Source organism: Gordonia sp. G4 (genome assembly GCF_057770005.1).
Genome location: NZ_CM173442.1, coordinates 166381 through 179336, shown reverse-complemented (window position 1 = coordinate 179336; position 12956 = coordinate 166381). Strand labels below are relative to the sequence as shown.

10 protein-coding genes are annotated in these 12956 nt (G+C 69.1%); 1 reads left to right on the top strand and 9 read right to left on the bottom strand.

The genetic code is table 11. The features are described 5' to 3' along the window. Nucleotides 1-27: 27 nt before the first annotated feature. From AC3B5T_RS00830 to AC3B5T_RS00820, 3 genes are read right to left on the bottom strand one after another with little or no spacing between them, the layout of a single operon-like run. Entirely contained in the window at nucleotides 28-3393 is a 3366-nt protein-coding gene (locus AC3B5T_RS00830) for a helicase HerA domain-containing protein (RefSeq protein ID WP_055476759.1), read from the bottom strand. 4 nt (nucleotides 3394-3397) lie between these two features. Further along, the gene (locus AC3B5T_RS00825; protein WP_010842235.1) at nucleotides 3398-4069 is read right to left on the bottom strand and encodes a hypothetical protein; all 672 of its coding nucleotides are present in this window, start codon (nucleotides 4067-4069) and stop codon (nucleotides 3398-3400) included. After that, a complete protein-coding gene (locus AC3B5T_RS00820) occupies nucleotides 4051-5166 on the bottom strand; it encodes an endonuclease domain-containing protein (RefSeq protein ID WP_010842234.1) in 1116 nt (371 codons plus the stop codon). Before AC3B5T_RS00820 ends, AC3B5T_RS00825 begins: the two co-directional genes overlap by 19 nt. A gap of 192 nt (nucleotides 5167-5358) precedes the next feature. Here AC3B5T_RS00820 and AC3B5T_RS00815 point away from each other — a divergent pair, with 192 nt between their 5' ends. Further along, nucleotides 5359-5499 carry a hypothetical protein gene (locus tag AC3B5T_RS00815; protein ID WP_014927829.1) on the top strand — a complete coding sequence of 47 codons (141 nt, stop codon included), beginning with the start codon at nucleotides 5359-5361 and terminating at the stop codon, nucleotides 5497-5499. 33 nt (nucleotides 5500-5532) lie between these two features. Here the strand turns inward: AC3B5T_RS00815 and AC3B5T_RS00810 are convergent, their stop codons facing one another. From AC3B5T_RS00810 to AC3B5T_RS00785, 6 genes are all read right to left on the bottom strand, one after another. Next, nucleotides 5533-7026, bottom strand: a complete 1494-nt coding sequence (locus AC3B5T_RS00810) for a sugar transferase (RefSeq protein ID WP_035717192.1) — start codon at nucleotides 7024-7026, stop codon at nucleotides 5533-5535. A 126-nt stretch (nucleotides 7027-7152) separates the two neighbouring features. After that, nucleotides 7153-7833: a GAF domain-containing protein gene (locus tag AC3B5T_RS00805; protein ID WP_035717190.1), complete on the bottom strand. Its 681-nt coding sequence runs from the start codon at nucleotides 7831-7833 to the stop codon at nucleotides 7153-7155. A gap of 45 nt (nucleotides 7834-7878) precedes the next feature. Next, nucleotides 7879-9090: a lipase family protein gene (locus tag AC3B5T_RS00800; protein ID WP_010842230.1), complete on the bottom strand. Its 1212-nt coding sequence runs from the start codon at nucleotides 9088-9090 to the stop codon at nucleotides 7879-7881. Further along, nucleotides 9087-10271 carry a hypothetical protein gene (locus AC3B5T_RS00795; RefSeq protein ID WP_010842229.1) on the bottom strand — a complete coding sequence of 395 codons (1185 nt, stop codon included), beginning with the start codon at nucleotides 10269-10271 and terminating at the stop codon, nucleotides 9087-9089. The genes AC3B5T_RS00800 and AC3B5T_RS00795 overlap by 4 nt, the downstream gene beginning before the upstream one ends. A gap of 73 nt (nucleotides 10272-10344) precedes the next feature. After that, nucleotides 10345-11451 carry a glycosyltransferase gene (locus AC3B5T_RS00790; protein WP_010842228.1) on the bottom strand — a complete coding sequence of 369 codons (1107 nt, stop codon included), beginning with the start codon at nucleotides 11449-11451 and terminating at the stop codon, nucleotides 10345-10347. After that, the gene (locus tag AC3B5T_RS00785) at nucleotides 11441-12832 is read right to left on the bottom strand and encodes a YveK family protein (protein ID WP_055476753.1); all 1392 of its coding nucleotides are present in this window, start codon (nucleotides 12830-12832) and stop codon (nucleotides 11441-11443) included. The genes AC3B5T_RS00790 and AC3B5T_RS00785 overlap by 11 nt, the downstream gene beginning before the upstream one ends. Nucleotides 12833-12956: the final 124 nt, after the last annotated feature.

The following is a 12956-nucleotide window of genomic DNA, read 5'->3' as shown; positions in this document are numbered from 1 at the left end:
GGCCGTCTGCGAAGTCAGGTTCGCACGTCACTGCGCGCGAAGTGCAGTCGACCGCGCGAGATCGACGACCTCATCCTCGGTAGGGGGACTCGAGGGATGGTAGGTGAGGCAGAGGGGGGTCTCGGCCTTGGTGAAACGTCCACCCTCGCTCGCGATGTAGAACGTGCCCGCTGGCAGCTTGCCGATGTCCGGAATTCGACTGCCCTTGTTGGCGGCGAGTTCTTTGGCACGGTCGATCTGTGTCGGATGGTTGAGGAGTCCGAATATCTGAGTCGAGGAATTGGCCGAGATCTTGTTGTCGATGCCGGTCGGCGACTGGGTCGCGAAGATGAGGCCGAGACCGTACTTTCGAGCCTGGGAGGCGAGGGCACTGGTGCTCTTCGATGCCGCGGTCGTCCGCACCGACGGGGCGAAGTTCTGCGCCTCGTCCATGACGAGCAACCCGCCGAGTGGTCGGTCGACCGCCGGATTCTTCTTGATCCAGGCGAAGAGCGCCATCTGGAGCTGGTTGACGAAGCTCGCGCGCCGGTCGTCGGTGCCGAGGCCGGCGAGGTTGACGACCGACACCCGAGCACGGAAGCCCGGTGTGGGAGTGAGGAGGAACCCGGGGTCGGCGGGTGCGGCCTCGCCGCCGAACACGGGATCGATGGCCATCGAGGCCTTGAGGTTCTCGGCGAGTTCGGCGCCGAGCCTGGGTGCGTCGGCCAGGGTGCTTGCGTCCTGGGGCAGTTCGGTCAGCAGTCCGACGTACGCCCGCAGGCTGCCGCCGCCGCGGCGTCCGAAGGCCTCCATAGACTGCTGGAGGACCGCTTGCTGCCGGTAGGCCTTTGCGCTGGTTCCGGTGGCCCGCGCATGCGGGATGAGTGCACCGACCGCGGAGTCGACCGCCGCGCGGAACTCGTCAGGGTTGCCCACCACCGTGGTGAAATCGGGCAGCGGCTGAAAGCTCAGTGGCCGCCCCGACGCGCGTCCCGGAGTGAAGACCGCGACTTCGGTGTCCTGTAGATAGGTCTTGGCGCGCCCGCGGTCTTCGAGAGTCCACGGGCGCGGATCGTTGTCCGGCCATGGCGTGCCCAGACGGGCGAGGTCGTTGTTCACGTCGAGAACGATCGATGAGACCCCCTGCAGCGCAGCCTCTTCGACGATGCGACGGATCAGCACGGTCTTACCTGAGCCTGATCCGGCGAACAGCGCGACGTGCTTGCGGAGGGCCGGCAGTGAGACCGCAACCGCCTCGCCCGTTGCGACACTGCGACCGAGGGTGATTGTCTGCTCGGTAGTGTCGGGTTCCGCTGTCGGGGAGTGTGATTCGCCGGCGATCGGACGTGCGGTCGCAGGCTGTGGTTCAGGATTTCGCGGAACGGTCGGCTCTGCCCGGCGTGGCACCGGAGTGCCCGCGGTGTCGAACTCTGGACGGCCTGGGGTCGTCGGGGATGGCTGGGGAATCCGCGTCTCAGGCTCATTTCCGGGCACGGCAGGGGTCTCCACGGCGGGACCCAGGATGTCGGTGATGAAGGCGATCTCGGCCGCCGGGTTGCGTGCCGAGACCCACTCGCGGAGGTGAGTCGGCCGTTCGGCCCGTAATGCGGCCAAGGCGCACAACCGTTTGATGTCGTGCTCGGTCCAGGCAACAACCCGCCCGCCACGATCGTGCAGTTCCTCGACCATCTGCCGGGTCTTGGGGCCGGTGGGCCACGGATCCCGCCGGAGGATCACCAGGGTGCGTTCGATGTCACCCAGCGTGAATCCGGATGTCGTCGTCGCGCTCGACAGCCTGGTCTGGACGGCGCGCGCGTTCGATGCGGCTATCGCACGGAAGCTCCACGACTGTTCGACGTCCCGGTTCGCGTCGACGAGTTGACGGATACGTCCGTGCAGAGGGCTTTTCGGACCTGGGCGGGCATCGAGCTGCCACCGGTCGGCGTCGCGCGACAGGGCTTGAATCCAGGTCGCCAACCCTGCATGCAGAAGTGATGGGACGATCTTGTCTTCGGTGTCGGGTACCAGCGCCGGTAGTGGATCGGCACGCGATATCAGTTCGGCGTACCGCTGATCGAGCTTCTCGAACGCGGGATTGCCCGACAAGGCGGACGACGCCGAGGCTGTCTGGGAAGATGTCGTCTCCGAGACGGAAGAACCCGTGCCGGAGACGATCTCGTCGGTCCCAGGGAGTGTCTGCTGCCCATCGCCGGCCGCGGCACTCGACGCGCCGCGCGCCGTAGCCGTCGGTGCGGCTCCCGAGAGGTCGGTGATCTCGACGAAGGTGTCGCTGCGGAGCATAGCCGCGATCTGGCGATCCACGGTCACCATCAACTCTCGTGGCGTGTAGTCGGTCGCCGTCCTCAGAGCAGCGTCTGTGACCGGCCACGTGGCGTGGGGCGGTGTGAATTCCACTGCGGCGAAACCCGGGGCGAACCGCCGGGCGAGAAGGAGACGGCCGAAATCTGCGCTGGCCGGCCGTTGCAGCGTGGGCGGCAACCGGAATCTGTCGACCGCGGAACGCATCACATGACCCGCGAGGTACTCCCAGGCCGCGGAGATGGACGAGACCACGCATGTCGTCCGGCTCATGGTGTCGCGCACCGACATCAGGCCGTGCGCCAGCTTCTCGACCTGCGAGTCCTCGCCCGGCTCGGCGGTCTTGCCGGCCTCGATCAGGGTGTCGATCTGATCGATCGCGAGCACCGCGGCGTCGTCGAAAGCGATGATGCGAGAAATGTTCTCGACGATCTCCTGATAGCCGAGGCGCGCGTTGCGGATCCCCCAGGAGGCGAGTTCCTCGGCGTCGTCGATGTCCAGGTGGAGGAACGCCTCGCCGAGGTCTTTGGCCGCGAAGTCATCGGACTCGAGCAGGACCAGTGCGCGCAGGATGTGCTGGGAACGGCGACGGTGCCTGGAGTGGCGGGTGTAGACCCCGTGGACGAAGTCGTCCAGGGCCGCGGGTGTGAGCAGGCCGCCGGTCACCGCGGCACGCGTCTCGTCCGAGACCTCGGCGTCGATAGCCAGGCGGTGGAGGAGTTGATTCAGTTGCGAGCGGTGCCGAGGGGTCGGACGGGCGAGGTCGTCGATGATCGCGACGAGCACCGAACGCCAGAAGTCGGTGGCGTCGAGCAACTTGACGAGGAAGAAGTAACCGCCCGCCTCCTGGACGCGATGCCGGACCCGACCCAGGAGATGAGTCTTTCCCGATCCCGCCGGCCCGCGCACGGTGACGCCGATCGGACTCCCCGACGGCGAGCGCCGGGCGTCGTCGAAGGAGCGGGTGATGTCGACGATGGTGTCCTCGTGCAGACCGCCGACGTGGAAGGGGTCGGCGGTGCCCCACACATCGTCGGGGGTGTCGGCCCAGTTGAGCCGGATGGACTCGAGTGCCTGACGGGCGTCGGCTTCCATCGGATCAGATCTCCTCGATCGCGAAGAGGTGGCACGGCTGCGTGCCCACCACCACGGCAGCCGCCCGGTCGGCGGGGGTCAGCAGCGCCTGATCTTCCTGGGGGATGAGGCTGACGCCGGGCTCGCGCTGGAACTCGACCATCGTGGTGTCGAAGATCTCGTCGCTGATGCCGGGGAGATCGGCGCGGAGATCGGTGACGAGGACGAAGTCCCCCGCAGCGGCAGCCCGAGCGTGGTAGGCGGCCGCGATCTGATCGCGGGGATCAACGGTGAGGGACACGGGCTCGGACGCGATCCGAGTGACGGTTTCCTCGTGGTTCGCCCGCCGGGGACGTCCGAATACTTCGTGCAGGCGAAGGTCCTCGTCGTCGAGGTATCGGGCGAGGCCGGCGAGAACCGAGTACATCGCTTTCGTCGGCGCGGTCGATCGCTTGGGTGGCTCAGAGACCAGTTCTGCCGCACACCAGGCCCAGCCGCGGTCGGTCAGTGTGTGGAACCAGGCGCGGCGCGCGCCGATCCGCGAGTCGACGAGCCCGAGCGCGTTGAGATGGTCCCGGGCTTGTTTGTCGAGCGCGGGACCGAACTCTTTGAGCTCGGGGTTGGAGAGCTCACGGGACTCGGCCAGCAGGACGAACAGCGCCGCACTCTGGATCGGCGTCAGCTGGGCGTGGTCCACGGATTCTCCTCGTGGGTCGAAGGGGGATGGGTAGACGTCGGTCGCGATGGTGCCGCAGGACGGGAGCGTCCGCTGATCACGGCGGCCAATTCTGCGACGACGAGGGCCGTGTCATCGAGAACGTGGTCGTTCGTGTACCGCAGAACGAGGTACCCGGCACGCTGAAGCATGTTGTCGCGACGTCGATCTCGCGCGTACTTTACCGGGCCGCGGTGATCTGCGCCGTCGACCTCCACGACGACCCGTTCCCTCGACCACAGCAGGTCGACGATCACCGCGGGGTCCAGCGGGTCGAGGTCCCGTGGACTCCGGTTCCACTGGCGGTCGCGCGCCCACGGCGCATTCGCGAGAGCACGCTCGAGGGTCTGCTCTGCCGCGCTGTGCGGTGCCGGTCTTCCCGATGGGCGGGACACGATGAGCACGGGCAGCGCCGACGCCGGTGACGGGTCAACGGGCACGTCCGCGGGCCGGGGCGGGTCGATGCGCCGGCCGCCGGGGATCCCGATCCGCATGGAGGGCACCCGGGTGACGGCGGGTAAAGCGTCGGCGGTCAGCCAGACGGTGAGGTTCGCGTGGTCCGCCAGCCACTCATAGGCGGCAGCTGCGGCTCGCTGGGCGCGGTCGGGCAGTGCCGCGTCGGCGCGCACAGCCAGGACGACGGAATCGCGACCGTACCCCTGCCGCAAGAGGAACGTCAGCGCGCCCGCCCTGGCGTCGTCGGCGGGATCCGAACCCGGGCGACGCGCGCCTGCGGCCGCACGGGCCAGGTGAATGACAGCAGGCGAGGGGAAGCCGTTCTGTCGGCACAGTGCGCGCGCCAGCTGCTCGGCGTCGTCGGCGTCGATCGGCAGGTCCGACTCGTGGCCCGGGAGCCAGTCGGGAAAGAGGGCGTCGACGATCTCCTCCAGTGCGTCGAGGATCTCGCGGACGACGTCCTTGGCGGTGCGATCCCCTGGCCCGCGGTGGTCCAGGAACACCGGAAGCTCGACAGAGACCGAGTCGACGAGGTCGGCCAGCGCGACGCCGTCGACGTCGTCGACCCTCAGCACGTGTCCGGGACGCACAGCCGCGTCGAGTGCGGGCGGGCGGATGTTCATCGCTGCCGACCATATCGCCCGAACCCGACAGATGCGGGGTGACCATCGAGAAAAAACCAGTGGCGCCGGCAGGCGCCGTCGCGACACCATGAGCGGGCAATCGAGTCCACGGATGCCCGCCGGCATCCTCCACCATCACGTGATCGGCGAATGAACCGCCGGCACAACGTGTTCGAGCGTCAGGAGGTCGCCATGACCGCACTGGTCCTTGCCATCGTCAGCGGGATCATCCTGCTCGCCGTCGTCACCCGCACCCTGATCGTCACCGTCCGGGATGATCGGGGGCGCATGCCTTATCGCGCGGGATATGACACCCGGCGTCCCTCGCCCTGAGTGCGCGTCGTCTGATCTGGGTGTGGCTAAGCCTCACTCTGCCTTCTTCAGCACCGCCAGCACGGTCAGGAGCAGGATCTTGATGTCGAGCCACAGCGACCAGTTCTCGATGTAGTAGTTGTCCCACTCGGCGCGGTCGGCGATCGAGGTCTGGCCGCGAAGGCCGTGCACCTGCGCCCATCCGGTGACCCCGGCTTTCACCCGGTGGCGTTCGCCGTACCGCCGGATCTGGACCTCGAACAACGAGACGTACTCGGGACGCTCGGGTCGTGGACCCACGAGACTCATGTCCCCGCGGATCACGTTGAGCAACTGGGGCAGTTCGTCCATCGACGTCGAACGCATGATCTTGCCGATCTTGGTGCGCCGGTCGACCCCCTCGACGCCGCCGGGAGCGCTGCCCTCGGTGGGACGGAACTTCTCCGCGTCGGGGTCCTCGGGCCGCATCGAACGGAATTTCAGGCAGTCGAACACCCGCGCGTTGCGACCCACTCGCGGTTGCGCGAAGAAGATCGGCCCGGGCGAGCTCAACCGGACGAGCAGCATGAGGGTGAGGAACAGCGGTGAGATCGCTGCCAGGATCAGGGCCCCGATCACCCGGTCCCCGATGTGTTTGGTCCGGTACTGCCACCCGCGCGGGTTGGTGTGTGGGACCGACATCAGGGGCAGGCCGCCGATGTGGTCCACCCGGCTGCGTCGTCCGACGACGTCGAACATCCGCGGTACGATCCACACCTTGACGCCGTGCCGGTGGGCGATACGGACAGCGGCGGTGAGTCTTTCGACATTGGTGACCGCGAAGGCCACCACCAGGACCTCGGCCTTCGTGGCACGGATCGCCTGGTCGAGCTCGTCCACTCCACCGAGCTGCGCGATCTCGTTGGTCGGGCCCTCGTCCCGATCGGCGCGGGGCGGGGCGCCGGCCGCCAGGATCCCCACCGGCCGGAGGCCGTGCTCGGGTGCCGACACCATGCGGCCCACGACCTGTGCGGTGATCGGCCCGTCGCCGATGATCAAGGTGGGGGACAGCAGGTGGCCGCTCTTGCGCAGACTCCGCTGGATGGTGTCGCGGATGAGACGGCCGAACGGAACCCAGAACAGCGCCGACACCCACACCTTGGTGACCGCGGCGCCGGGCCGGTCGTCGGAGAAGGAGAGGAGCAGCGAGCAGAGCAGGATCATCGCGGCGATCGTGCACCCGGTCATCACCCCGCCGACCTCGTCGAGGAACCGGCGGTTGAGTCCTCGCCGGTACACCCCGCGCAACGCGAAGATGACGACGAGGATCGGCACGAAGAGGATGAGCGTCCACAGCGGCGGGCTCGCGCCGGCGCCGCTGTTGACCCACCAGATCCCCATGGCCACTGCTATCGACGCGGAGACCACGTCGATCGACACGGTGACGATCGTGCTCAGGGGATCGTCGCGGATCAGCTCATGGAAAGTGCGTCTCGTTCCCGCGGTCGCGGGCACCGGGGCGCGCGTCGTCGTCTGCGGGATCTCGGCCTGCGAAACACGGGTCGACAAGTCCACTCCATCCGAACAGCCCCCCGTGCCGACGATTGTAGGTGCACCGGACCGTCTCGCGTGCGCCTACCGGGCACGTGTTGGGCACCGGTTGCTCCACGCCAGGTCAGAGGGGTCAGGAGGCGCTCACTTCCCGAAGATGAGCTCCTGGACCAGGATCGAGAGATCGGACATGAGCTGTACCTCCGCGGAGGACCAGTGATGCGGTTCGGAATCCCAGGCGCAGAACGTACCGATGACATGTCCGTCGTCGTCGGCGAGCGGGATGCCGAGGTAGGCGGTCACCTCGCCGCTGACGGCGGTCGGATGGTCGGCGAGGAGGGCGTGGTCGGCGATGTCGTCGATGATGAGGGGTGAGCCGCTGACCACCGGAAGGACGCAGAGCGAGTTGACCAGCGTCCGGGTGCTGGGGCCGTCGGGTGTCCCGGACCGGAACGCGATCGCCGCAGTCGCCTGTTCCTCGGGGGTGATGAGATTGACGGCGACATGCGGAACGCCCACGGCGTCGATCGTGAGTCGGATGGTCTCGTCGAGGCCGTGGGTCGGTGGGTCGTCGAGGAGCCCGCTGTCCTTCAGGGCGCGCATGCGCTCGGGATCGGACAGGACCGCGTGGAGCGACCTGGCCATGTCGGGATTGCGCCCGCGGACCGCCTCGAGCACGGCGAGAAGGCCGGCCTCGGGTGAGGTGTCGAAGAGCGCGGCCAGCTGGTCGGCGTCCGCGGTCGTCTCGGAGTCGGGAGTGGGGTCGGGAGTGGGGTCGTCGACGGGGTTCACCGTGTTGTCACGGTCCTCGGTGTTCGCGCTCATCGTCACTCCTCTCGCAGCCCGGTTCGACCGGGCAGAACATCCAGCTCACGCGCACGTGTTCGGCGGTCGCTGTCCTGATCGCACGGCGCCGACCCAGTCGGTGGCCGCGGAACCGATGTCGAGTATGCCGTGCGGCTGGTTGCGGACCCTGAGCGCAGTGATGTCATCACCCAGACGGCAGGCCCGGTCGATGGCCGCCGCGGTCCACGGGGCCGGGATGACATCGTCGGAGTCGCTGTAGGCCACGAGCATCGGGGCCGATGCCCGCCCCCGGGGCAGACTCACCTCGCGCAGCCACGTCCGGAGGGCCTCGGTGGCCGCGTCGTCGACCGGCCGGTAGTCCTCGGGTCGGGTCCGTTGGACGACGGCCTGTTTCTGCACGAGCGCGGCGTCGTTGCACTCGAGGAACACCCCGAAGGCCTGTTGCAGCGGTCCGTGGACGTAGTCGTCGATGACCAGTTCGGGGTGGATCGTCTTCAGCCCGGTCAGTACGAGTGGGAGGAACGCGATCTGCTCGGGCGTGAGGGTGCCGGCGGCCATCGAGTCCGCCAGCGGCGCGACGTCGAGCGCGGGACTCATGCTCACCGTGCCGCGCAGGCGTAGCCCACGACCGTAGGTGTCCGCGATCTCGTTGGCGTGGAACACCGCATGACCGCCCTGCGACACCCCGAAACCCCACCACCGGTCGCTCGTGCCGTCGACGACCGTGCGGGTCGCCCGGACCGAATCGATGATGTTGTCGGCGGCCGGCGCCGGGTCGAGATAGCGGTGGGGTCCAGGGGTTCCGAGTCCCTGGTAGTCGGTCTGCACGACGACGAAACCCTGCTCGAGCAGCGACGCGATGAGATCGATGGTGCCCAGCAGGTTCCCGTAGAGCGAGGGGGCGCAGTTGCCCGCGGTGCCGGTCGTCGGGTGCCCGACCGCCAGGATCTCCCGGCCACCAGCCGGTGCGCGGCCGCGCGGCACGAAGGCCGCGGCCGAGACCGGAACCAGTCGATCGCCGGCCGGATCGGTCGACAGATAGCGGAAGCGAACGGTGCGATCGACGAGGCGCCGCAGCGCGATGTAGGCGTCGGTCGGTACGGGTGCGCCGACGAGGTCGCCCGCCGATGCCCCGACCGGTGCCGCGAACTCTCGCGACCCGCCGTCGGAGGCAGGACCGGGAGCCGACGAGCACGCGGCGGCGACCAGCACGGTGACGACGAGGAGGGCCACGAGCACGGGCGTGCGCCCGACGTGCCGCGACGCCACCGTCATGACCGTGTGAGCAGTCGATCCAGCAGCGACACCGGATCCTCACAGAGGTGGTCGAGGGCCGCTTCGATCACCGGGCGCCCGACGAAGTCGCTGCAGAACGTCGTCGTGAAGCTCCGTGAACCGTCGATCTCGCTGACGAGCATGCTCGCGGCGTCCGGCCCGTCGGGTTCGACGTAGGCGAACAGGTGGTGCGACGCCGATGCGGGCTCCCACGGCAGGTCGCCGAAGATCCCGACCCGGCCCAGATCGCTGACCGACAGACGTAACCGGTCGGGCACCTCGACCCGGGATGGGACCGTGCCCTCGCCCGGTGTCGACGGGCGCAGCCGCATCCGCAGTTCACCGGCGGCCAGGATGGCCGCGGGCCAGCCGGATTCGGCGACCGCGCGGATACGGTCCCCGATCTCCATCGGCGTCGCGTCGGGCGGGAAGAGCAGCGGGATGCCCACGGCGAAGTTCCCGTGGTCCTCGGCGTGCTCGGCGTCGAGATAGCGGCGGCAGTCGAAGAGGATCTGGGTGCGGTCGTCGAGGGGTACGCCCTGCGCGGCCAGCGCGGCGCGCCACAGTCCGACGGTCACCGCCGCCGACGACATCCGGACGCCCGTGTCGGCGATCGCACGCTTGAGTTCGGCGGTCTGACCCGGACGCATCGCGGCGGTGACGGCGCAGCGGGTGGAGCGCCAGTCGGTGATCGTGCGCAAAGGTGCGTCGGTGGGCGGCGCGGCGTTGGCTGCGCGCAGGCGCACGATGTCGCGAAGACGTCGCGGATGCCGCAGCACGTGCCGGCGCAGTGCCTGCCACGCCGCGTCGGACGGCAACGACCGTTCGAAGCGTTCGGTCATCGGGAACTCGTGGCGGCTGGCCACACCGGCGATCTGTTCGACGCCGAGGCGGCCGTCACCCATCCCGTGGGTGTGGTCGATGACCAGCCACTGTCCGCACACCAGCACCTCGAGCCGGGGCAGCGGTTCGGGACGATTGCGCAGGTGCGTCATGATGTCGCCGACCGGCAGGTCGGCGAGGTCGGGACGTTCGCAGACCTGCGGCCGGGTCTCGACGTCGTGCGCCCAGGTGGCCGACGCCGGGTCGGGGACGAGGCTGAGTCTCGAGTTCGGCGTCCACGCCCGTGCCAGGCGGCTGCGGATGACATCGAGGTCCAGCGGCGCCATCGGACCGGTCACCGAGATCGTGCGGGACGTGGCCAGCGCACGGTCAAGGACGGAAGCGCGCTGGAGCCCGGCTGCCCCGGGGTTCCTAGATCGCCGCATCGACGACCTCGCGCATCTCGTCGCGGAACCGTTCGCGCCGGAACCGTTCGGCCCAGGCCCGGATCTCGGAACGGTCGTAGTCGTCGACGTCGAAGTCGCGCAACGAGGCCGCCAGGCGCTCGACGATCTCGTCGTCGCTGCCCGGTTGGATGAGCAGACCGGTCGAGCCGGGCACGACGGTGTCGAGCGCGCCGCCCTCCCCGAGCGCGATGACGGGGGTGCCGGTGGCCATCGCCTCGACGGGCACGATCCCGAAATCCTCGATTCCCGGCATCAGGACCGCCCGGGCGCTCCGATGCAGGTTCAGCAGGGTGTCGTGGGGGACGCGGCCGAGGAACGTCGTCTTCGGCCCGGCGAGTTCTCGGCACTGCTCCATGGCCCGGCCGTCCCCGGCGACCACGAGCCGCACGTCGGCGCGGGCGGCGGCCGCGATCGCGAGGTCGGGCCGCTTGTACGGGACCAGCCGGCCGGCGAGGAGGTAGAAGTCCTCGCGGGGGACGGCGGGATCGGGGGTGAAGCCGTCGAGGTCGACCGGTGGGTGCACGACGACCGACTCGCGTCCCCAGTGCTCGCGGATGCGCTCGGCGACCGCGGAGGAGTTCGCGACGACGGTGTGCAGGCGGGGAGCGGCCCCGACCTCACAGCGCCGGGCGGCGACCGACAGCGCCGACAGGATCGCGGCGCCGGCGGCGCCACCACCTTCGCCGGCCCGCAGCGACGGGTCCCACGCCCAGCGGGCCGGACTGTGCACGTAGGCGATGACCGGGGCCTGCGTCGCGTGCACCGCCTGCGTGGCGAAGGCGTGATGGCTGGTGACGACCGCGTCGGCATCCCGTAACGGCATCCGCCGGAACGCCAGCGGCATCAGCGGGAGCAGCGGCGCGTAGCTGCGTTCACCGAGCAGGCGGTAGGCACGATTCAGCGACGAGGTGATCGGCGGCTCGGTCAACCCCGCCGGGACACCCGCGGGCCGGGCGATCGGCGCATGGACCTCGACGTGTGGCCACGTCGCGGCCAGCTGTTCGACGACGTGCTCGGATCCGGCTATCTCGGTGAGTCGTTCGTGGACGACGGCGATGCGGTCACCGGGCATTGCTGCCCACATCTCCCGAAGCGGTTCGGAACCGGTCGGAATCGTGTGATGTCGTTCCGGGATCGTCATGCGATGCGGCAGGTGACATGGGTGTGGCGGCCTCGGTTCTGGGTGCTGCGCTGTCCCCGGCGGTCTCGCCCCCGACGCTCTCGTCGGGTACCGCGTCGGCGGGGCTGGACAAGGCAGGCGCGGAAGGTTGCTTCCCCGTGCGCTGCACGATCAGATGTCGGGTCGACCCGATGGTCGCGAGCTGGGACAGGGCCTGGTCGGCGGCCTTGCGATCGCGCCCGGACGACGACACGACGACGACGGCGAGCGTGAGGTCTCCCGGGTCGACGCGCTGCCACCAGGCGTCGGTGAGAGGGTGCTGCGCGACGCGCAGATGATGCCCGGTCGCCGCGTCGTCCGCGGGCGGGACGAGATCGCCGACCAGGCGATCGGCGTCGACGTGCTCACCGGTGAGGATCAGTGCGATCTGTGCTCGGCGGTGACGCTGTGCGAACGCGGGCAGCAGCGTCGACGGCAACGCCGGTTCACCTCGCCGTCCGTAGGTGAGTTGCGCGCCGTACCGGTGCGCGGCGCGGCGCGCCCAGATCGGATTCGGTTTACGGCCGACCCGCCCACGGAACAGCACCAGCAGTTCGGCCGCGATGATCGTCGCGGCGATCCCGGCGACCGCGCCCTCCTGTGCGGGCTTGGGGCTGACGGGAACCTCGCTCGCCGACGGTGCCGCGAGGATCGTCAGCGTGTCCGTCGACGAGTTCTGCAGGCGGGTGAGCTGGGAGTCCAGATCGGCGAGGGTGGCATCCGATTCGACCTTCGCGTCACTACGGTCGGGCAGCGCGCGGTTGCGGACGCGCTCGGCGGTCACCTGCGCGCGCAGCTGGTCGATCTGCCGGGTGATGTCGCGCGCATGGGTGGAGAGGGATGCGGCGGAGATCGCGGTGACCATCGCGCGGGCGACGTCTTCGGCCTGCTGGCTCGTCGGCGCCGTGGCGGTGAAGTCCAACAGCGTGGGTGCCGTGCCCGGAGTCGTGGTGACATGCGAGCTCAACTCGCCTGTGGTCCACCCGGTGTCGACTTGGGTCAGCACCTGCTGCAGGACGTTCTCGTCGGTGGACAGCGCCACGAACGGGGCACGTAACTGTTCGACGAATGCGTCGCCGGGGATGATCGTGCCTGCGGGCGTGATCTCGGTGACGACCGTGGCCGAATACTCCTTCGGGACAAGTGCGGTCCGCAAAGCGAACACCGAGGCGCCGACGATGATGCCGATCAGGATCGCGGGGACGGCTACGCGGATGAGATCACGGAAGTGCCCGAACAGGTCGACCGAGGGCGGCGCATCGCGTCGCCCGGCGGCATCGAAGCTGGAGGTCACGCGCGTAACTCCTGTGGTGTCGGATACCCCCCGACCATCCCCGGACAGTGCAGTGCTCGATCAGCTGTCAGTTCACCATAGCCAACGACCCGGATGACGGTGGTCGAGGCGGACGGGCGTGGCG

Coding starts and splice junctions, on each gene's coding strand:
- AC3B5T_RS00830 (WP_055476759.1), bottom strand. CDS start 3,393: ATGGAAGCCGACGCCCGTCAGGCACTCGAGTCCATCCGGCTCAACTGG.
- AC3B5T_RS00820 (WP_010842234.1), bottom strand. CDS start 5,166: ATGAACATCCGCCCGCCCGCACTCGACGCGGCTGTGCGTCCCGGACAC.
- AC3B5T_RS00815 (WP_014927829.1), top strand. CDS start 5,359: ATGACCGCACTGGTCCTTGCCATCGTCAGCGGGATCATCCTGCTCGCC.
- AC3B5T_RS00805 (WP_035717190.1), bottom strand. CDS start 7,833: ATGAGCGCGAACACCGAGGACCGTGACAACACGGTGAACCCCGTCGAC.
- AC3B5T_RS00800 (WP_010842230.1), bottom strand. CDS start 9,090: ATGACGGTGGCGTCGCGGCACGTCGGGCGCACGCCCGTGCTCGTGGCC.
- AC3B5T_RS00790 (WP_010842228.1), bottom strand. CDS start 11,451: ATGCCCGGTGACCGCATCGCCGTCGTCCACGAACGACTCACCGAGATA.